17 protein-coding genes are annotated in these 20,289 nt (G+C 36.1%); 7 read left to right on the top strand and 10 right to left on the bottom strand.

From position 1 onward, the window contains the following. Nucleotides 1–5: 5 nt before the first annotated feature. Nucleotides 6–1,163 carry a THUMP domain-containing class I SAM-dependent RNA methyltransferase gene (locus tag BLW28_RS03600; protein ID WP_073214509.1) on the bottom strand — a complete coding sequence of 386 codons (1,158 nt, stop codon included), beginning with the start codon at nt 1,161–1,163 and terminating at the stop codon, nt 6–8. Between the two features lie 59 nt (nt 1,164–1,222). On the opposite strand from BLW28_RS03600, the gene BLW28_RS03595 reads away from it, so the two are divergent. Together BLW28_RS03595 and BLW28_RS03590 are read left to right on the top strand one after the other, a co-directional pair. Continuing rightward, nucleotides 1,223–1,954, top strand: a complete 732-nt coding sequence (locus BLW28_RS03595) for a class I SAM-dependent methyltransferase (protein WP_073214506.1) — start codon at nt 1,223–1,225, stop codon at nt 1,952–1,954. Beyond that, a complete protein-coding gene (locus tag BLW28_RS03590) occupies nt 1,954–2,622 on the top strand; it encodes a ZIP family metal transporter (RefSeq protein ID WP_073214503.1) in 669 nt (222 codons plus the stop codon). Before BLW28_RS03595 ends, BLW28_RS03590 begins: the two co-directional genes overlap by 1 nt. Here the strand turns inward: BLW28_RS03590 and BLW28_RS03585 are convergent. Then, entirely contained in the window at nt 2,619–5,078 is a 2,460-nt protein-coding gene (locus tag BLW28_RS03585; protein ID WP_073214500.1) for a helix-turn-helix domain-containing protein, read from the bottom strand. The genes BLW28_RS03590 and BLW28_RS03585 overlap by 4 nt on opposite strands. Nucleotides 5,079–5,374: 296 nt before the next feature. Between BLW28_RS03585 and BLW28_RS03580 the strand changes: the two genes are divergently transcribed. Next, nucleotides 5,375–5,725: a DoxX family protein gene (locus BLW28_RS03580; protein WP_073214498.1), complete on the top strand. Its 351-nt coding sequence runs from the start codon at nt 5,375–5,377 to the stop codon at nt 5,723–5,725. A gap of 125 nt (nt 5,726–5,850) precedes the next feature. On the opposite strand, the gene BLW28_RS03575 is transcribed toward BLW28_RS03580, so the two are convergent. Continuing rightward, nucleotides 5,851–6,627: a S1/P1 nuclease gene (locus BLW28_RS03575; RefSeq protein WP_073214495.1), complete on the bottom strand. Its 777-nt coding sequence runs from the start codon at nt 6,625–6,627 to the stop codon at nt 5,851–5,853. A 185-nt stretch (nt 6,628–6,812) separates the two neighbouring features. Between BLW28_RS03575 and BLW28_RS03570 the strand changes: the two genes are divergently transcribed. The 3 genes from BLW28_RS03570 to BLW28_RS03560 all read left to right on the top strand — a co-directional run bounded on the left by BLW28_RS03570 (nt 6,813) and on the right by BLW28_RS03560 (nt 9,923). Then, nucleotides 6,813–7,739, top strand: a complete 927-nt coding sequence (locus BLW28_RS03570; protein ID WP_073214486.1) for an alpha/beta hydrolase family protein — start codon at nt 6,813–6,815, stop codon at nt 7,737–7,739. Between the two features lie 44 nt (nt 7,740–7,783). Then, entirely contained in the window at nt 7,784–9,121 is a 1,338-nt protein-coding gene (locus BLW28_RS03565; protein WP_073214483.1) for a DUF819 family protein, read from the top strand. An 82-nt stretch (nt 9,122–9,203) separates the two neighbouring features. Then, nucleotides 9,204–9,923 carry a DUF4369 domain-containing protein gene (locus BLW28_RS03560; protein WP_073214591.1) on the top strand — a complete coding sequence of 240 codons (720 nt, stop codon included), beginning with the start codon at nt 9,204–9,206 and terminating at the stop codon, nt 9,921–9,923. On the opposite strand, the gene BLW28_RS03555 is transcribed toward BLW28_RS03560, so the two are convergent. The 4 genes from BLW28_RS03555 to idi all read right to left on the bottom strand — a co-directional run bounded on the left by BLW28_RS03555 (nt 9,910) and on the right by idi (nt 12,140). Then, entirely contained in the window at nt 9,910–10,173 is a 264-nt protein-coding gene (locus tag BLW28_RS03555; RefSeq protein ID WP_073214478.1) for a hypothetical protein, read from the bottom strand. The two genes, BLW28_RS03560 and BLW28_RS03555, sit on opposite strands and share 14 nt — an antisense overlap. A 64-nt stretch (nt 10,174–10,237) precedes the next feature. Beyond that, nucleotides 10,238–11,218 (bottom strand): type I phosphomannose isomerase catalytic subunit, encoded by a 981-nt coding sequence (locus BLW28_RS03550; RefSeq protein ID WP_073214475.1) that lies wholly within the window; start codon nt 11,216–11,218, stop codon nt 10,238–10,240. Beyond that, nucleotides 11,215–11,625, bottom strand: coding sequence for a 6-pyruvoyl trahydropterin synthase family protein (locus tag BLW28_RS03545; protein ID WP_073214471.1), 411 nt, complete (start codon nt 11,623–11,625; stop codon nt 11,215–11,217). The genes BLW28_RS03550 and BLW28_RS03545 overlap by 4 nt, the downstream gene beginning before the upstream one ends. After that, nucleotides 11,622–12,140: an isopentenyl-diphosphate Delta-isomerase gene (gene idi, locus BLW28_RS03540; protein ID WP_073214467.1), complete on the bottom strand. Its 519-nt coding sequence runs from the start codon at nt 12,138–12,140 to the stop codon at nt 11,622–11,624. The genes BLW28_RS03545 and idi overlap by 4 nt, the downstream gene beginning before the upstream one ends. Before the next feature lie 234 nt (nt 12,141–12,374). Here idi and BLW28_RS03535 point away from each other — a divergent pair, with 234 nt between their 5' ends. Further along, nucleotides 12,375–13,994, top strand: a complete 1,620-nt coding sequence (locus BLW28_RS03535) for a peptide chain release factor 3 (protein WP_073214462.1) — start codon at nt 12,375–12,377, stop codon at nt 13,992–13,994. Nucleotides 13,995–14,278: 284 nt separating this feature from the next. Here the strand turns inward: BLW28_RS03535 and BLW28_RS15685 are convergent, their stop codons facing one another. From BLW28_RS15685 to rpoC, 3 genes are all read right to left on the bottom strand, one after another. Further along, nucleotides 14,279–15,319, bottom strand: coding sequence for a hypothetical protein (locus BLW28_RS15685; RefSeq protein WP_073214458.1), 1,041 nt, complete (start codon nt 15,317–15,319; stop codon nt 14,279–14,281). Nucleotides 15,320–15,514: 195 nt separating this feature from the next. Continuing rightward, on the bottom strand, nt 15,515–15,835 hold the full coding sequence (locus BLW28_RS03525) for a DUF3467 domain-containing protein (RefSeq protein ID WP_073214454.1): 321 nt from the start codon (nt 15,833–15,835) through the stop codon (nt 15,515–15,517). Between the two features lie 103 nt (nt 15,836–15,938). Next, nucleotides 15,939–20,237 carry a DNA-directed RNA polymerase subunit beta' gene (gene rpoC / locus BLW28_RS03520; RefSeq protein ID WP_177165875.1) on the bottom strand — a complete coding sequence of 1,433 codons (4,299 nt, stop codon included), beginning with the start codon at nt 20,235–20,237 and terminating at the stop codon, nt 15,939–15,941. Nucleotides 20,238–20,289 lie beyond the last annotated feature (52 nt).

Below are 20,289 nucleotides of genomic sequence, written 5' to 3'. Positions count from 1 at the left end.
AATAGTTATTGTTTAGAAGCCTTTCTACTCCCCTCATACATTTCGTAACGAACAAGTTTTGACTCCAGTTTACCGTTAAAGAGTTTTATTTTCTTTGAAGGTCGCAAGCCTACGTATTTAAGAGCTTCCATATTTGAGGTAATCATCCAAGCTTGTGTGCCAGGATAGCTGCGCTTTAGGGTGTTTCCAATGGAACTATAGAAAACTTCTACATCGTTTACCGATATACGCTCGTCATAAGGTGGGTTAAAAATGATAAACATAGGACTATCCTTTTCTTTTTCACTTTTAAAGAAATCCTGTTGCTTTACTTCAATAAAATCTTGAAGATTTGCATTTTTAATATTTTCCCGAGATTTTTTCACCGCTATCGAATCGGTATCATACCCATAAATTTTATGAGGAAAGTCCCGAACTTTTTTAAGCGCCGCCTCTTCAATCTTTTCATATAGATCTACATCAAAATCTGGCCAGGTTTCAAAACCAAATTCTTCTCGATTTAGGTTTGGTGGAATATTACACGCTATCATTGCTGCTTCAGTCATAATTGTTCCTCCACCGCACATAGGATCCAGCAAATCACATTGACCACTCCACCCAGAAAGCATTATAATTCCGGCTGCCAATACTTCATTAATAGGCGCGAGAACACTTTCGGTTTTATACCCTCTTTTATGTAGGGACTCTCCCGAACTATCTAAGGAAACTGTACAAATATTTCGATCTATATGGATGTTAATTCGAAGGGTTGGGTGATCCAAATCTACATTAGGCCGTTCCCCTACTCTATCTCTAAATCGATCTACAATAGCATCTTTCGTTTTAAGTGCGATGTATTGTGAATGTGTAAACACATCTGAAAAGACGGTAGCATTTACGGCTAAGGTACCTTTCACGTCCATATAATTTTCCCACGGAATGTCGTAAATCTTTTTGTAGAGATCGTCTTCTGTAAAAATATTAAAGCCCGTGATTGGTTTTAGGATCTTGATGGCGGTACGGCAACACAAGTTAGCTTTATACATAAACCCAGTATCCCCTTCAAAAGAAACATTTCGAATTCCAATTTCAATGGATGAAGCTCCGAGTTGACGAAGTTCATTGGCTAGGAGTTCCTCCATTCCAAAAAGGGTTTTTGCTACCATTTTAAAATTCATTGCCATACGATATTACAAGTTTTAAACGCAAAAATACAGTATTTTTGCAGGGCGAAACGATAACTATGCAAAAAGAAACCGAAGCTTGGTACGCGTCGTGGTTTAATACACCATATTACCACCAACTTTACAAGGACAGAGATCATCGAGAGGCTGCCGAGTTTATGAATACGCTAACAAGCTATTTGAAACTAGAAAAAAACAGCACCATCCTTGATCTTGCTTGTGGAAAAGGACGGCACGCCAAATATTTGTCAAGAAAAGGATTTGATGTTACTGGGGTAGACCTTTCGGAGGAGAGCATTGCGTATGCAAAACAATTTGAAAACGATAGGCTACACTTCGAAATCCACGACATGTGTGAACCCTATCCGAAGAAGTTTGACGCCGTTTTCAATCTTTTTACGAGTTACGGATACTTTGAAAATGACATCGATAACCTACGGACAATCCAAGCTATCAATGCCGAATTGAAACCTGATGGCTACGGTGTAATCGACTTTTTAAACGTGAAGCTAGCTATCAAGAATTTAGTTCCTTCGGAAAAAAAGAAGGTTGACGACATCGTTTTCGATATTGAAAAATATGTAGAGAACGGATTTATAGTTAAAAACATTCGCTTTAATGACAAAGGAGAAAACTTTTTCTTTACAGAGCGTGTGAAAGCTTTAACTCTTGATGATTTCAAAGCCTTTTTTAAAGAAGCAAACGTAGAATTAAAGGCAGTTTTTGGAGATTATCACCTAAATGAATTTGACGAAAACACTTCTGAAAGATTGATACTAATATTTCATTGATGAATTATATTTTACTGTTTTTAGCGGTGGTTACCGGATATATTGTAGCCCGCATTCTTCAAAAAAAGGATTTAAAAAACATGGAGGTCTTTATGGCATTTAGCGGTGCTTTTCTACTCTCCATTACAGTCTTCGAACTTTTACCACACGTATTTGAAACGCCTTCAAAAAGCATCGGCGTATACATAATGCTGGGGATTCTATTACAGATTTTTCTTGAATTTTTTAGTAAAGGAGCCGAACACGGCCACATACACCTACATTCAGAAAACAAACATTTTCCTTGGATTTTATTCTTAAGCATAAGTATTCACGCCTTTATGGAAGGCTTTCCTATATCTGAACATAATAATTTATTAGCAGCGATAATAATCCACAAAGTTCCTGTGGCTATAATACTTTCTTTCTTTTTTATTTCTGCAGGTTACAAGCAATCGACAACGCTGTTTTTCTTGTTCTTTTTTGCGCTAATGACGCCTTTAGGAAGTTATATTTCTACCCATTACGACTTGGTCCATCAATACGAAACTCAAATAACCGCGGTTGTTATAGGTATATTCTTACACGTTTCGACCACAATTCTATTTGAAAGCTCAAAGAATCATAAATTCAATCTATCAAAGATGACGGCTGTAATCGTGGCAATTGTAATTGCCTATTTTATCTAATTGGTTTTAGACGAATCTTTTTCCGCCTGAGTTTCTTTCTCATACTGAAGGGTATTAAGAACCATTCGCAAATCGCTATACGAAAACGTATCGTCAATTTTACTCTTTAAGTCGCTGAAACCTTCATAGGGTATGGTTTCTATAATGTTTTTTATTTCTAAGAACTTCTTCTCTGGCATCAATTCTGTTATTTCAATTTCTCCCGAAGCCAAGAAGGATGTGAGATGACCTTCAATAGTTCCAACAGTTAAGTTTCGCTCTAAAGCAATTTCTGAAATGCTTTTTCCTGCTTTGAATAAATCAAACGAAATCTGTTTCGTACCGCTCTTTTTAGGAATTTTCTTTGTCGGTTTTTTAGCCACTATATTATTTTCTTCACAATATTCTCGGATAACTTCAAGTATTTCAGCGCCATACTTTTCAAGTCTAATCTTTCCTATATCTGATATTTTTCGCAATTGGCTGGCATTTGTTGGCAGAACCTCGCACATTTCATACAGTGCTTTTTGGGTGAAAACCTGATAGGGCGGAATGCCTTCTTCTTCGGAAAGAACACTTCGCAGTTCTCTAAGTGTTTCAAACAATACCATATGTTCAGTTGTAGCAACAAAATCTGCTTTATTGCGCCGCGGTTGTTCTTCTTTTTCAAGGGAAGCCTTTGCCCGTAAATCGAGATACTTGAGTGTTTCAAAGCCACTTTTTAGACCTTTAAAACAATAGATCTTAATACCCAGCAAGTCTTCTAAGGTATCAAGATGTTTCGTTATTTCTTGCTTTACAGCTTTGTTGTCTGTGGTAAAACGAAGCTCGTTTAACGGTTTTTTAATATGGTTTAGTGTATGCTTTTCAAAATATGCAATCGCCTTTTTAAAACGCTCTTGAAGTATTGGATTGTTTACCGGAGCTTCTTCTTCACTAAGTTTTTGAAGTTGAAATTTAAAGCTGTGGTTGATTTTTAAGAGTTCGGTTATGCCTCTTTCTTTCAGAAGCGTTAACTGATTTAGGAGATTCCCCTCAACACTTCCTTTGTTATTATAATAGATGTCAATAATACGGCTGACAGGGTGCAGAAAAGCGTAAAAATTAAAAACTTCACCAATCAAGTTAAGCTGATATGCTTTTTGCGAATCATTCAGGACAGTAACATCAGGTTGATTGGCTTCAGCATCTTTGTTAAAGGAAGCGACTTGCTGATTATTAATTATGCTTTTTTGAGAAAGTGGCCCAGTCAAAACAATGCCTTCCAACGTTTTACAACGGCTTAAGGCCACATACGTTTGTCCGTGAGCAAAAGCTTCTTGAGCATCGATAATTACTTTTTCGAAAGTAAGGCCTTGACTTTTATGTATGGTGATAGCCCAAGCCAAGCGCAATGGGATTTGAGAAAATGACCCAATTTCATCTTCTTTAATCTCCTTAGACTCTGGGTTAATTGAGTATTGAATATTTCTCCATATTTCAGGAGTCGTAACAATATTAAAGTTATCACCAGGACATCGCACTAGGACTTCTTTTTTGTCCAAACTGACTATTTTTCCAATTTTACCATTAAAATATCGTTTTTCGGGGGAACTATCATTTTTAACAAACATTACTTGCGCGCCAACTTTTAGCTCTAAATCTAAATGGGTAGGAAATGTGTATTCAGGAAATTTCCCCTCTATTTCCGCTTCATAAATCAAACTTTTTTTCTTTAGCTTTTTCAATTCTGCAGAGTTAATTCTATCTGCCCGATTGTTATGTGTAGTTAGCGTGATATACCCTTCCCCTTGACTTGCAGAAAAACCAGGAACGAATCGTTTATTCAGTGTTTCTGAAGATTCGGGGGTTAAGCAGTCGTTCCTAATTTCGTTTAATATTTTTATGAAATCTTCGCTTTCTTGCCTGTAAATATGTTTCAGCTCAATACAAAGTGCGTTGGAGCTTTGAAAAACTTTACTTCCGAAGAAAAACCCAGTAGTGTAATGTTGCTTTAGAAGTTGCCATTCGTCATCTTTAATAACTGGTGAAAGCTGCTGTAAGTCGCCAATCATTAAAAGTTGCGCCCCGCCAAAGGGTTTAGTTCTATCCCTAAATCTACGCAGCACTTGGTCTATTCCGTCTAACAAGTCGGCACGAACCATACTAACCTCATCAATCACCAACAAGTCCAAAGACTTAATGATATTGATTTTATTTTTACTGAATTTTTTAGAAAACGAATTGCCTTGTGTAGATGTAGTTTCGGGTAAAATTGGACCAAACGGCAATTGAAAAAAGGAGTGGATGGTAACACCTCCAGCATTGATAGCAGCGACACCAGTGGGTGCTACCACGGCCATTCTTTTTAAAGATTCTGCTTTTAATCTATGGAGAAATGTAGTTTTTCCCGTTCCGGCTTTTCCTGTCAAGAAAATATTCCGATCGGTATTATTTACAAATTCCCACGCCAGCTCTAGTTGTGGATTACTATCCATTCTAAATTATTTATTAACTTATTTCAATAAATATAATTAAAACGGAGTAGACGTAGCACCCGTTCTATGAATTTAAAGATAGTATGAAGTAGTTGTAATTTGCAAAGCGGACTTTAAATTTAATAATAACGCTCTTTTCCATTGATTTAAATTAAAACAACCTCAAACAATTTTTAAAACCTGAAGAAGTTTGATTTATGTCGTTTTCTTGAGAGTTGGGATATATTTCCGGCTTATACCGCGCTGTGAATTGCGAAAAATAGGTATTTTTAATTTTTCAAAAAAGAAAAAACAATATGCTACCATGGCACCAATATTTATTAGGAGTACTTTTTGTTTTAGCTGGGATGAACCACTTTTGGAAACCTAAGATATACGAACGGATTATCCCTCCATATATTCCTGCACACGGGAGTATGGTCATTATTACAGGGATTATAGAAATGTTATTGGGGTTTATGTTAATGAACAAAGCCTCTCAAGATGAAGCTGCTTGGGGAATAATTATTTTATTAATTCTTTTTATTCCTGTTCATATCTATATGCTTCAAAATGAAAAGGCGGCTATGAAATTACCAAAGTGGGCTTTAATTATCCGATTGCCATTACAATTTGCCCTGATGTATTGGGCTTACTTGTATACCTAGTTTTTAGGTTTGTCTATTTAATCGAAATTGACACCAAAGGTAGTTTCTTTAAGCTGGTTTAACACTCACAATTGTCACGCTTAAACGAACGGACAGAGTTTTCTGAAGCTAAAACAATAAATTTATCAGCCAAATATTTCATTAAGAAGGTTAGCAAGTCGTATTCCTCCTTTTTGCAACTGAAATCGAACAGTATCCATATATTTATACATATAATTATAGCTTAATTTTTCACCAATCTCGCTGTGTTCATATATGTTTTCACATAAATTACGGCTTTCGTACATCCAATCTATCACAGTGCCTTTTTTTATTTCAGCTACTTCTTCCTCGGATTGGACACGTGCATTTGCGGCTACTTCGGTATAAGACATTTCATAACTATCTAACAAATCAGAGTCCCATACGGCGTGAAGGTTGGTACCTTTGCCAAACCATCGAACTTGAAAATCATTTCCGCCTTTGTCATCTGCTTTCCCAACATGTAAAGGCTGATGAAGGTCGCCAACAAAATGAACCAACATTTTTAAGTAGAAAGCTTTTTCTTCCTTAGTGCTTTTCGCGTCCTTCAAAACTTCAACACACTTAAAAATTCCTTGAACAATATCGCCGTGTTCGTTTTTGGGATGTGTTTCATAAGAATCTCCAAAAGGAAAATTGACATAATGCCAAGGTTTAAACGAATCGTATTTTCTATCGCTTTTTATTTCATCAGCAAAAGGCCCTACAAAAGCAAGCGAATGACCATCTAACAGCGAGTTGATCGTTTTTCTAGCTTTTCGATCTAGATGTTTATCTGCAATCTCACCTACTACCCTATGACCAGTTTTACCCCAATCATCGGCAAACGTATGTAAAGGAATCAATATTAAAAAAGTGAAAAGAAATACGTATTTATACATTTGATACTATTTTTAAATCTAAATTTCAAAGATAGTGTCACTCTTTCATTTTGAATAGTTAATTCTTACAATAAGAATGCTATGAAAATTAATTTTGTTGAAGTATCATATACTAGAACAACATTCTAACAAATTTTCGATTAAATTTGATATAACTGAATTATAATATAAAAGAAGATATTACTATGAAATATACACTTTATATACTCCTGCTATTCTTTGGAATTGGCACCGCACAAAATAGTGATTTCCATTCAGAAGATTTAAGTATTACGTCTCTTATTGATGGCACTTTACTGACTCCTGATATCAACAAAAAAATGCCTTTGGCTATAATTATTGGCGGAAGTGGTCCAACAGATCGTGACGGAAATCAACAAATGATGAAAAACAATTCGCTAAAGTTCCTTGCCGAAGGTCTATATAAAAAAGAAATTGCTTCGTTTAGATACGACAAACGTATTGTTAAGCAAATGAACAACAAGTCAATCGATGAGAAAAACATTCATTTTGGAGATTTTATTGAAGATGCTGTTGCAGTTTTAAATTATTTTAAAAAGGATAAAAGGTTTTCAAAAATCTATATAATTGGGCACAGTCAAGGGTCGTTAGTAGGTATGGTTGCAGCCCAAGAAGGTGCCGATGGCTTTATTTCGATTGCTGGAGCTGGACAAGAAATTGACGATGTTATTATAGACCAACTTGCCAAACAAGCTCCCGGTTTAGTCGATAATGCGCGAATGTCATTCGATGATTTACGAGCAAATGGGGTTTCGTATAATTACAATCCTGGCCTGGCTTCCATTTTTAGAAAAGAAATACAACCATTCATATTTAGTTGGATGCTATACAATCCGCAAGAAGAAATTGTAAAAATTGAGAGTCCTGTTTTGATAATTAATGGCGATAATGACATTCAAGTACAAATTTCGGAAGCAGCCTTACTTCAAGAAGCAAAGCCCAATGCTGAGTACAAAATAATTCCGAATATGAATCATATTTTCAAAGAAGTTGAAGGCAATGACTTGGAAAACAGCAAAACGTATAATCAATTCGATCTCCCTGTGATGCCCGAGCTAATAAATTTAATTGCGGATTTTATCAAAAAATAAATCAGAATAAAAATTAATTGTATTTTGCGATAAAATCAGTTAAAATGCAAGAAACCGCTACAGAAATTATACGGGACACCACTCCTCTATTTACCAACGACACCATTGTTTTTGGAGTTTTAATGATTGCCTTAGGCTTCATTTTTTATACTTCTAATAAAACCTCCGGGTTTTGGAGTAAATTTTACGCAGTTGTTCCCGCATTATTCATGGCGTACTTTATTCCCGCACTGCTCACAACATCTGGAGTTATAAGTCCTGAATGGATTACAATTACTGAAACAGGAGAAGCCAAAGCTGGTAGCACCAGTTTATATTATATGTCGAGCCGTTACTTATTGCCAGCAGCGTTAGTTTTAATGACCTTGAGTATTGATTTGAAAGGAGTCTTCAAGTTAGGCCCTAAAGCCTTAATTATGTTTTTAACAGGAACTGCCGGAATTATCATTGGTGGGCCTATAGCTGTTTTAATCGTTGGGACTATTCATCCCGAAGCTGTGGGTGGCGAAGGAGCCGATGCTGTGTGGCGCGGACTCTCCACCCTCGCTGGAAGCTGGATTGGCGGAGGAGCAAATCAAACGGCAATGCTCGAAATCTATGGTTATAATCAAAAGCTCTACGGAGGGATGGTTTTTGTCGATATCGTCGTTGCAAACATTTGGATGGCAATAATACTTTTCGGAATAGGAAAGTCTGCTAAAATCGACAAGTGGCTTAAGGCAGACACATCTGCCATTGAAAGCCTCAAGGAAAAAGTTTCGGATTATAGCAAAAAAGTAGATAGAAACCCGAGTTTAACCGATTTAATGATGCTGGCTGCCATCGCATTTGGAACAGTTAGTTTTGCTCATTTTGGTGCTAATTATTTAAGTACATTTTTCACCTCAATTGTAGATGGCCTACCAAAGGGAATTGTCCGCAATATTTTCACGTTTTTAGATTCTAGTTTCTTCTGGATGATATCTATAACCACGATCATAGGAATCCTTCTCTCCTTTACCAAAGCAAAAAGTTATGAAGGAGCTGGCGCTAGTAAATTTGGGAGTGTTTTTATATATATCCTTGTAGCAAGTATAGGTATGAAAATGGATCTAACTTTAATCTTTGACAATATGTGGCTTATTGTAATTGGATTAGTTTGGATGGCTACTCACGCTGGTTTGTTGATTTTAGTGGCAAAACTAATTCGAGCGCCGTATTTCTTTCTTGCGGTTGGAAGCCAAGCAAATGTAGGAGGAGCAGCCTCGGCGCCTATTGTTGCTTCAGCATTTCATCCATCATTGGCAACAGTTGGTGTGTTATTGGCGGTCTTTGGATACGCTGTTGGAACGGTTGGCGCAATTTTATGCACCGTCCTCATGCAATTAGCATCCGCAGCATAGATTTTTAAAAAATTTCTACCATATTTGCAGCTTCAAAAATCGAGGTACCATTCTTCTTTGGATGGTCAATAAAAAACAAAAAATGCGTTATTCTATTTCAATCTTAATTGTATTCTTGACCCTCATAGGATGTTCTTCCGATACAGAGATGATGAATATTTCTGGATCTGTTAAAGGTTTAAAAAAGGGAACTTTATTGCTTCAAAAGTTTGAAGACACTGTTCTAGTTACAATAGATTCTTTAATTATAGATGGTAAGTCGGATTTTCACTTTTCTCAAAAAGTTGAAAGTCCAGAGATTTATTATCTCTATGTTCGATTAAAAGATGGAACGTTACGTGATGACAGGATTACATTTTTTGGTGAAACTGGAAATTTAAATATTCAGACAAATTTGGCGAATTTCGGAAATGCAGCTAGAGTTACAGGTTCACGAAACGATAGTATCTTAAAAAGCTATAATAAAATAAAGCAACGATACGTTTCTAAAAACTTAGATCTTATTGAACAAAGATTAAAATCACAAGTATCTAAAAATGAATCTATTATTGCTGATATTGATAAAAAGCAACAGTCATTACTTGTGAATAAATATTTTGCTACGATTAACTTTGCTTTGAATCATAAAGATGCTGAAGTTGCACCTTACCTAGTTTTGAGTGAGGCTTACAATGCCAGTGTAAAATATTTGGATACGGTATATAATGGACTTACTCCAAAAATAAAAGACTCCAAATACGGGAAGGAATTGGAGTCGTTTATTATAGAAAGAAAAAAATTAGATTCAACTAAAGTGAATTAATTTTCTCTATTAGTTTTCTGCCTCTTTCCTCTAACTCGGCATTGATCGCCTTAAAATGTTTCTTTTTATTTTCAACATTTTTTTGGTTCACTTTCGCGATTAGCTCATCAAATGTTGTGATTGCCTCATCGATAATTGCTTCTCCACCTTTTTCTTGTTTAGGATTGGTTAGCTCCCAGATGTAGACGGCTTCAATAATATCGCCCAACACATAGTTGATGTCTTTCTTTAAATCTCTTACGTTTGCCATTGTATTGTAAATGTATTACTTGTTAAATATTAATTATTCAAAATTTTGCGCAAGGTACGAACTATTACGGTATATAGACCTCTAAAAATGAAGCTGTTTGTGTATTAAATTTTATATTTTTTAACTGTGCGGGTATAAGTACTGTTTCCCCCTTACTTACTATTTCTGAAAAACCATTTGCTTCAATAACCGTCTCTCCTTCAAGGCACATATACACAGTAAAGGAAGAAAAATCGTCGAGGTTACGAACCATAGGTTTTGTAAGATTTAATTTATTGACTGCAAAAAATTGAGTTTCACCAAGATGAATTGGGCTGTCATTTTTTGAATGATTTACAATTTTTTTCGAAACTGTAGTATAATCAATCGCGTCCAAAGCTAAATCGGTATGTAGTTGCCGCATTTGGCCATCAGTTCCAGGCCTATCCCAATCGTAAATACGATAGGTAATATCTGATGTTTGTTGAATTTCTGCTAACAATACCCCCGCTCCAATTGCGTGGACCGTTCCTGGTTTTATAATAAAGGTATCTCCTTTTTCGACAGAAACAGAATTCAGGATCTCAGTTATCCGATTTTCTGAAAGTGCTTTTAGATAATCTTTTTGACTGTATTCATCATTGAAACCAACAATTAACCTAGCATTTTCATCTGCTTGAAGAATATACCACATTTCGGTTTTACCAAAGGAGTTATGTCTTTGTTTTGCAAGAACATCTTCTGGATGCACCTGAACCGAAAGATCTTGAGCAGCATCAATAAACTTAAATAACAACGGAAAAGTGTTTCCAAATTTTTGGTAAACCCGTTCCCCAACCAGCTTATTTTTATATTCAGATAAAAGCCAATCTATATTTTTTCCTTTTAAAGAGCCATTGCTTACAACTGAAATATCATCGTCTACTCCAGATAATTCCCAGCTCTCTCCAATGTTTTGGTCGGAATTCTTCTTTAAAAGTGTACGCAGTTTAGAACCTCCCCATACCTTCTTTTTAAGAATAGGAAAAAACTTTAATGGATATAATTCGGGTTTACTATTTTTCATTTTCCAGAATATACCACAAAGTTCCGTGGAGTTTCATATAATTTAACTGAAATTTCAAATTTATCTTCTATTCTATTTCGTAATTTATTCCAAATTACGATGGCAATATTCTCTACTGTAGGATTGAGGTATTTGAACTCAGGCACTTCGATATTCAAATTTTTATGGTCAAACTGATCTTCTATTTCTTCCTCTATAATCTGACTTAAGATTTTAAGGTTTATTAAAAAGCCAGTTTCAGGATCAATTTCGCCAGATATTCCAACTTCGAGTTCGTAGTTATGTCCGTGATAATTCGGATTACTACATTTACCAAACACCTTTAAATTTTTGGCGTCGTCCCATTCTTTTTTATAAAGTCTATGGGCTGCATTAAAATGGGCTTTTCTAAATACGGTTAAACTCATACGGCAAGATGTTGGTAGAATTTATCAAAAATAATTTTAAACCACTCTGTATAAATATCAGGGTTAGCCTTTATATCGGTTTTTACCATGTCGAGAGCCATCCATTTCCAGGCAGCGACTTCATCTGGATTTATTTCTGGAGAACCATCAAAAGTTCCAACCAAAATATGATCAAGTTCGTGCTCAGTCAGACCATTATCGAAAGGTGCTTTATAAATGAAGGTTGTGGTTTCTTTTAAATCGGTTGTAAACCCCATCTCTTCCATCAGTCTACGTTTACCAGCATTTACAGAAGATTCACCATCACGTTGGTGACTACAACAAGTATTAGCCCAAAGTCCAGGTGAGTGGTACTTATCTAACGCTCTTTGCTGTAACATAAGTTCATTTTTATCATTAAAAACAAACACCGAAAAAGCGCGATGCAGAAGTGCTTTTTCATGCGCTTCTTGTTTTCCCATCAAACCAATTTTTTCGTCATTTTCATTAACCAATACAACTTGTTCTTCCTTCATTTTAAATAGAATCTTAACCTTCAAAAATACAAAAAGGTAAGTTGTTATAAAAGCTAAAACCACGATTCTACTGAATATCGCACTTCCTTCGCATAGAATTATTTAGGTCTAATTGAATATGAGTTTTAAATTCTTCAGGATTAAGTTTGCTGTGCAAAAACAAAGAATATCTACTAAGACTCATTTTATTCACGCAAACAAACTTTATCTTTACAACCACAATAATTTTACGAAATGTCTTTACAAAAAGAAATTAAACGCAGACGAACATTTGCGATCATTGCACACCCTGATGCTGGTAAAACAACCTTAACCGAAAAACTTCTACTATTTGGAGGGGCAATTCAAGAGGCGGGAGCTGTAAAAAACAACAAAATCAAGAAAGGCGCTACAAGTGACTTTATGGAAATTGAGCGCCAACGTGGAATTTCTGTGGCGACATCTGTACTTGCATTTGAATATGAAGGCATTAAAATAAATATTCTAGATACACCTGGCCACAAGGATTTTGCCGAAGATACATTTAGAACTCTAACCGCTGTTGATAGTGTTATTGTAGTTATAGATGTTGCTAAAGGAGTGGAAGAGCAAACCGAAAAGCTCGTTGAAGTGTGTAGGATGCGCAATATTCCAATTATTGTATTCGTCAACAAGATGGACCGTGAAGGCCGCGATGCATTTGATCTTTTAGATGAAATAGAACAAAAGTTAAACCTTAGAGTGACTCCATTAAGTTTTCCTATAGGAATGGGATACGACTTTAAAGGAATTTATAATATTTGGGAAAAAAATATTAATCTTTTTAGCGGCGACAGTAGAAGAAATATAGAGGAAACAATTGAAATTGAAGACACTGACAGTCCTGAACTAGATAAGCTTATAGGTGAAAAAGCTGCAAACACCCTCCGTGAAGAACTAGAACTTGTTTACGAAGTATATCCAGATTTTGACAAAGAGGAGTATTTAGATGGAAAGCTGCAACCCGTTTTCTTTGGATCGGCTTTGAATAATTTTGGTGTTCGTGAATTGTTAGATTGTTTTGTTGACATTGCTCCCACGCCAAAACCTAAAGAGAGTGATACACGGCTGGTAAGCGCTGATGAAAAAGAATTTAGTGGATTTGTTTTTAAAATTCACGCAAACATGGATCCTAAGCATCGCGATCGTTTGGCATTTGTGAAAATTGTTTCGGGTATTTTTGAAAGAAATACGCCTTATCTGCACGTTAGACATGGCAAAAAGATGAAATTCTCAAGCCCTAATGCCTTTTTTGCCGAGAAAAAGCAAATTGTTGACACCTCGTACGCTGGTGATATTGTGGGACTTCACGATACAGGCAACTTTAAAATAGGTGATACACTCACGGAAGGAGAAAAAATGAACTATAGAGGAATTCCTAGTTTTTCTCCAGAACACTTTAAATATATCAACAATGCCGATCCGATGAAAAGTAAACAGCTTGAAAAAGGAATCGACCAGCTAATGGATGAAGGAGTTGCTCAGCTATTTACTTTAGAGTTAAACGGTAGAAAAGTTATTGGAACAGTAGGTGCGTTACAGTTTGAAGTTATACAGTATCGCCTTGAACACGAATATGGCGCCCAATGTTCTTATGAAAATTTAAATGTTCATAAGGCATGCTGGATAGACCCTGTAGATCCAAAAAGTGAAGAGTTTGCCGATTTTAAACGTGTAAAATCTAGGTTTCTAGCCAGAGATAAACGCGGCCAATTGGTATTTTTTGCCGACTCGGCGTTTACGTTACAAATGACACAATCTAAATATCCAAATGTGAAGTTACATTTTGTTAGTGAATTTGAGAAAAGCAGTAAAACGAAACGAATTAATCCATAAGCTAAAACAATTGTTTTTAAGCATTCAAAAAATTGCAAAATAACACTAAATCAGTACATCAAGCCTTCAGTAAATTGGGATGAGAACGTTAAAAACGTTTCTCAAAAATTCTCAATAAAAAAGAGCGATTAAAATTCATTTTGGATTTTTTTAATCGCTCTTTCAAATTTTACTCAAAAATGATTTTTGCGAAACGCAGCTTTATTTTGGCCGACAACTCGCTAGAATCTTTACACTATTTTAAAAGTACATTATAAGCTCTCATCATTTTGTTGAGGCACTTATTAATTTCTATTTAATAATGTAATATTTAACGAAGCATCAGATAAACGCGCTGTTTGTCCGTCAGAATAAATATACAATCTTAAAACATCACCTTGATTAAAATATGCTAACCGGGTATACAGCATTGTCCATCTATCTGAACCACTGGCATATACATTGGTTTGCCAAATACCATCTGGAATATCTATGTTTGATGTATGAACTGATTGAAATATATTCCTGGAAATACTGCCATCTACTAATCGAACACTTGACTTAATTAAATATGTTCCACTAATAGGAACTCTATATGTATAATTTGAAGTGTTCCAAGTACCACCACCCAAATTTTTAGTGACATTTGGTAATGGAACTGTATTGAATCCATTAGCGGCGAGCGTAGCATTTGTAGTACCTCCTGCCCCTGTACCTAAGGATGCGGTAAATACTACTTCGGTGAAAGCCCCAGCAACCGTAATTACGTTCCCAGAATTATCTACTCCAAGGGCAGATCCTGAAGATATGGGGGTTGCTGCATTTAATTGAGTAAATTTAAGACCAGAAGTATTCGAAACAGTACTGTTTAAAACCAATTTTGCATCAGGGTTAGTTACTCCAATCCCAACACTCCCATTATCTAGAATAACAAATTCACTACCAGAAGAGCGTTGGGAAACTCCGTTACTTTGCTTACCAAGTAAAATTCTTCCAGTACCATTAATCCACTCATCATTAGTTTTATCGGTACTTTCTACCACAAGGTTATCGGCAAACCTTACCCATCTAGAACCATTATTAAAATAAAATCCAGGAGATACCGAAAAAGTAGAACTACCAGATGTACTTGTATTATAAACCACCATACCATTAACGTGGGCTGATAGTGGCGTAGGATTATTTGTAGCTGTTAACGCTAATCGGGGTAATAAAAGCCCTTGATTTGAAGATGTAATGTCAAGCGCAGCATCAGCATTAGGGTTTGTAGTACCAATACCTACTTGTGAATAAGCAGTGCTAATAGCAATTAGAAAGAATAAAAGAAATTTAAATTTTACGATCATAAATAAATAATTAAGGTGTTAATAATAAGATAAGTTTGTTTTGCGATAATAAAAGTATTTTTTTTTAAGCAGCTTAAATGTTTCATATTTTACTAACAAAAAAAGCATTATTTCAATCGAGGTTTCGATTGAAATAATGCTTTCCCATAATGTAAGTAAATTGAGGGCAGAAACATAAATAAGAAAAAAATGCTTTTATGCTTCCCCAGTAGGACCAAAGTTTAGAGGAATTGGAGGTTGCTCATAGTCTTTAATCTCACCGTGAGCTTTTTCAAATCGGTGTACATTATCTCCCAATGCCTTTAAAAATCGTTTAGCATGTTGCGGTGTAAGAATAATTCTAGACTTAACCTTGCTTTTCGGGATTCCTGGCATTATGGTAACAAAGTCTACTACAAATTCAGAAACCGAGTGATTAATTATAGCCAAATTACTATAAATACCTTGTGCTACAGCTTCATCCAATTCTATATTTATCTGTCCTTGTTTGGGTTGTTGTTTTTTTTGATCTGCCATTATTATGCATTTTTAAACGTCTAAAAATAAAATTTAGACAAAATTAGTTTGTAAATAAAAAAGGGTGCGTATTAACAACGCACCCTTTTTTTATATTCAATAATTAATTGTAATTCACTTCTTGCTTTATACGATTCATTTCCTCTAGTTCTTGTTTAGAACCAACAATTATAGAATCGTATGCGCGCATACCTGTTCCTGCTGGGATTTTGTGTCCAACAATAACATTTTCTTTCAAGCCTTCAAGTGTATCAACTTTACCAGCAACAGCTGCTTCATTTAACACCTTTGTAGTCTCTTGGAAGGAAGCTGCAGAAATAAACGACTTTGTTTGTAACGATGCTCTCGTAATACCCTGAAGAACCGGAGTTGCCGTTGCAGGAACTGCGTCACGCGCTTCAACCAATTCTTTATCGTTTCTTCTCAATAGTGAATTTTCATCTCTAAGAGCACGAGCTGTAAGTATTTGACCCTCTTTCAAGTTAGCTGAATCACCAGAATTGGTAACTACTTTCATTCCGAAGATTTTGTCGTTTTCTTCAATAAAATCGTCTTTATGAGCCAATTGATCTTCCAGGAATGTTGTGTCCCCTGAATCTTCAATTTTTACTTTTCGCATCATCTGTCTAACAACAACCTCAAAGTGCTTGTCGTTAATCTTCACCCCTTGCAGACGGTATACCTCTTGAACTTCGTTTACAAGATATTGCTGTACTGCTGAAGGCCCTTTAATTCTAAGGATGTCTTCTGGAGTAATGGAACCATCAGAAAGTGGCATTCCCGCTCTTACGTAATCGTTTTCTTGAACAAGAATTTGACTTGATAGTTTTACCAAGTACTTCTTCAAATCGCCTAGCTTAGACTCAACGATAATTTCGCGATTACCTCGTTTTATTTTTCCGAAAGAAACTACACCATCAATTTCGCTAACAACAGCAGGATTGGATGGGTTACGTGCTTCGAAAAGTTCAGTCACACGAGGAAGACCTCCAGTAATATCACCCGCTTTTGCAGATTTACGTGGAATTTTTACAAGTACCTTACCAATTTTAATTTTCTCGTTGTCGTCCACCATAATGTGCGCTCCAACAGGCAAGTTATACGAACGAATTACTTCATCTTTCTTACCTAGGATAAGAAGGGTTGGAATTCGTTTTTTATCCCTAGATTCTGAAATAACTTTCTCTTGGAAACCAGTTTGTTCGTCAATTTCGACTTGATAGGTAATCCCTTGAACGATGTTTTCGTATTTAATTTTTCCAGCAAATTCTGAAATAATTACACCGTTATATGGATCCCAAGAACATACTACATCTCCTGCCTTAAGCGTATCGCCATTCTTCACGTTTAAAGTAGATCCGTAAGGAATGTTATTAGTACTTAAGGTAATTTTTGTTTTCTTATCAATCAATTTTAACTCTGAAGTACGCGAGATAACAATATCTACTAGATTTCCTTGAGCATCTTCCCCTTTTACAGTTTTTAGATCATCAATTTCAACTATCCCATCAAATTTAACAGTCAGTTTATTCTGTTCTGAAATGTTACCTGCAATACCCCCTACGTGGAAAGTACGCAGTGTAAGCTGGGTTCCTGGCTCCCCAATTGACTGTGCTGCCACGACACCAACGGCTTCACCTCTTTGAACCATTTTATTGGTTGCTAGGTTACGACCGTAGCACTGCGAACAAATTCCGTGTTTAGCTTCACAAGTAAGCGCTGAACGTACTTCGACAGTATCTAAAGGAGAGGCTTCAATTGCATCTGCTATTTCTTCAGTAATATGATCACCTGAAGCAACTAATAATTCTTTTGTAAGTGGGTTTATTACGTCGTTAAGTGCTGTACGCCCAACTATTCTTGCTCCTAGAGTTTCTACAACCTCTTCGTTTTTCTTTAAAGGAGAAACTTCAATTCCTCTAAGCGTACCACAATCCTCTATATTTATAATAACATCTTGTGACACATCAACCAATCGACGTGTTAGGTAACCAGCATCTGCAGTTTTAAGTGCAGTATCCGCAAGACCTTTACGCGCCCCGTGAGTTGAGATAAAATATTCAAGAATTGAAAGACCTTCCTTAAAGTTAGAAAGAATTGGGTTTTCAATAATCTCACCTCCACCGGCACTCGATTTTTTTGGCTTAGCCATCAGACCACGCATACCTGTTAACTGACGAATTTGCTCTTTAGAACCCCTCGCACCAGAATCAAGCATCATATACACAGAGTTGAAGCCTTGCATATCTTCACGAATACGTCGCATCGATAGCTCTGTTAATTCAGCGTTTGTTGCAGTCCAAATATCAATTACCTGGTTATAACGTTCGTTGTTGGTAATAAGCCCCATATTATAGCTATTGATAATACCATCTACTTGAGAATTAGCGTCATCAATCAGTGCTTTCTTTTCTTCTGGGATAATAATATCACCAAGGCTAAATGAAAGTCCACCTTCAAAAGCGAACTTATATCCTAAGGTTTTAATTTCGTCAAGGAAAGCTGATGTTGTTGGAACATCTGTAACTTTCAAAATCTTTCCGATAATATCACGAAGCGATTTTTTAGTCAATACTTCGTTTATAAAACCTGCCTCTACAGGAACTTTTTCGTTAAAAAGAACTCTTCCTAAAGTAGTAGTGATAATTTGTTTTACCAATTTACCGCTTTGGTCGAAATCGTCTGTACGTATCTTAATTTCAGCATTCAGTTCTACCTGTCCTTCGTTATAAGCTATTATAGCTTCTTCAGCCGAATAGAAAGTTAGACCTTCACCTTTTACTTTAACATCTTCTGTAGATTTTCTTAGTTTGGTCATATAATAAAGACCTAAAACCATATCCTGAGATGGTACAGCAACTGGTGAACCGTTAGCCGGATTCAGAATGTTGTGAGATGCAAGCATCAATAACTGACATTCTAAAATTGCTTCTGGTCCTAATGGAAGGTGAACCGCCATCTGGTCACCATCGAAATCCGCGTTAAACGCAGTACACACTAATGGATGTAACTGAATAGCTTTACCTTCAATTAATTTAGGTTGGAATGCTTGAATACCCAGTCTGTGCAAGGTAGGGGCCCGGTTAAGCATAACTGGGTGACCTTTCAATACGTTTTCAAGAATATCCCAAACTACAGGTTCTTTTTTATCTATAATTTTCTTTGCAGATTTTACAGTTTTTACAATTCCTCTTTCAATCAATTTACGGATTACAAAAGGCTTGTAAAGTTCGGCTGCCATATCTTTAGGGATACCGCATTCGAATAACTTTAATTCTGGTCCAACAACAATTACCGAACGAGCAGAATAATCTACACGTTTACCAAGCAAGTTTTGACGGAAACGACCTTGTTTCCCTTTCAAAGAATCTGAAAGCGATTTTAGCGGACGGTTACTGTCAGTTTTTACTGCTGAAGACTTACGTGTGTTATCGAACAATGAATCAACAGATTCTTGAAGCATACGCTTCTCGTTTCGAAGGATTACTTCTGGAGCTTTAATCTCCATCAATCTTTTTAAACGGTTGTTACGAATAATTACACGACGGTAAAGATCATTCAAATCTGACGTCGCGAATCGACCGCCATCGAGTGGCACCAATGGACGTAATTCTGGTGGAATTACCGGTACAACTTTCATAATCATCCACTCCGCTTTATTTTCGCGAGTTTTGTTTGCATCACGAAGTGCCTCTACAACTTGAAGACGCTTTAACGCTTCAGTTTTACGTTGTTTTGAGGTTTCATTGTTAGCCTTATGACGCAAATCGTAAGACAGTGTATCTAAATCGATTCTTTGTAAAAGATCGATTAAACACTCAGCACCCATTTTAGCTATGAACCTGTTTGGGTCTGTTTCTTCTAGATATTGGTTGTCTTGTGGAAGCGTATCTAGAATAGCCAAATATTCTTCTTCCGTAAGAAAGTCTAATTTCTTTACAGCCTCTCCTCCTTCATATTTTGCTATACCTGGTTGAATTACTACATAACGTTCGTAGTAAATAATCATATCTAGCTTCTTAGAAGGTAATCCAAGAAGGTAACCAATCTTGTTTGGAAGACTTCTAAAGTACCATATATGTGCTACAGGGACAACCAAATTGATATGTCCAACTCTATCACGACGTACTTTCTTTTCAGTTACTTCAACCCCACATCGGTCGCATACAATTCCTTTGTATCGGATTCTTTTATATTTACCGCAGGCACATTCATAATCCTTTACGGGACCAAAAATACGCTCACAGAAGAGTCCGTCGCGCTCTGGCTTATGCGTACGGTAGTTGATTGTTTCGGGCTTTAGCACCTCACCACGAGATTCAGCTAAAATAGATTCAGGGGAAGCCAAGCCAATAGAAATCTTATCGAATTTCGGTACTGTGTTTTCTTTATTTCTATTCATCATGTTGAAAAAATGATTATTTGTGTTATAGACACAATTTCTTATGTCTGTT

The sequence above is a fragment of the Aequorivita viscosa genome (assembly GCF_900106795.1).
Classification (GTDB): Bacteria; Bacteroidota; Bacteroidia; order Flavobacteriales; family Flavobacteriaceae; genus Aequorivita; species Aequorivita viscosa.
Note: the sequence above shows the minus strand (reverse complement) of the source record. Positions and strands in the feature narration are given on the sequence as shown.

Excerpts from the sequence above, each read along its gene's own strand:
- BLW28_RS03545 (WP_073214471.1), bottom strand. The coding sequence starts at position 11,625 with ATGAGTTTAACCGTATTTAGAAAAGCCCATTTTAATGCAGCCCATAGA.
- BLW28_RS03555 (WP_073214478.1), bottom strand. The coding sequence starts at position 10,173 with ATGGCAAACGTAAGAGATTTAAAGAAAGACATCAACTATGTGTTGGGC.
- BLW28_RS15685 (WP_073214458.1), bottom strand. The coding sequence starts at position 15,319 with ATGATCGTAAAATTTAAATTTCTTTTATTCTTTCTAATTGCTATTAGC.
- idi (WP_073214467.1), bottom strand. The coding sequence starts at position 12,140 with ATGAAGGAAGAACAAGTTGTATTGGTTAATGAAAATGACGAAAAAATT.
- BLW28_RS03590 (WP_073214503.1), top strand. The coding sequence starts at position 1,954 with ATGAATTATATTTTACTGTTTTTAGCGGTGGTTACCGGATATATTGTA.
- BLW28_RS03535 (WP_073214462.1), top strand. The coding sequence starts at position 12,375 with ATGTCTTTACAAAAAGAAATTAAACGCAGACGAACATTTGCGATCATT.
- BLW28_RS03570 (WP_073214486.1), top strand. The coding sequence starts at position 6,813 with ATGAAATATACACTTTATATACTCCTGCTATTCTTTGGAATTGGCACC.
- BLW28_RS03560 (WP_073214591.1), top strand. The coding sequence starts at position 9,204 with ATGCGTTATTCTATTTCAATCTTAATTGTATTCTTGACCCTCATAGGA.
- BLW28_RS03565 (WP_073214483.1), top strand. The coding sequence starts at position 7,784 with ATGCAAGAAACCGCTACAGAAATTATACGGGACACCACTCCTCTATTT.
- BLW28_RS03595 (WP_073214506.1), top strand. The coding sequence starts at position 1,223 with ATGCAAAAAGAAACCGAAGCTTGGTACGCGTCGTGGTTTAATACACCA.
- BLW28_RS03575 (WP_073214495.1), bottom strand. The coding sequence starts at position 6,627 with ATGTATAAATACGTATTTCTTTTCACTTTTTTAATATTGATTCCTTTA.
- BLW28_RS03525 (WP_073214454.1), bottom strand. The coding sequence starts at position 15,835 with ATGGCAGATCAAAAAAAACAACAACCCAAACAAGGACAGATAAATATA.
- BLW28_RS03600 (WP_073214509.1), bottom strand. The coding sequence starts at position 1,163 with ATGGCAATGAATTTTAAAATGGTAGCAAAAACCCTTTTTGGAATGGAG.
- BLW28_RS03585 (WP_073214500.1), bottom strand. The coding sequence starts at position 5,078 with ATGGATAGTAATCCACAACTAGAGCTGGCGTGGGAATTTGTAAATAAT.
- BLW28_RS03550 (WP_073214475.1), bottom strand. The coding sequence starts at position 11,218 with ATGAAAAATAGTAAACCCGAATTATATCCATTAAAGTTTTTTCCTATT.
- BLW28_RS03580 (WP_073214498.1), top strand. The coding sequence starts at position 5,375 with ATGCTACCATGGCACCAATATTTATTAGGAGTACTTTTTGTTTTAGCT.
- rpoC (WP_177165875.1), bottom strand. The coding sequence starts at position 20,237 with ATGAATAGAAATAAAGAAAACACAGTACCGAAATTCGATAAGATTTCT.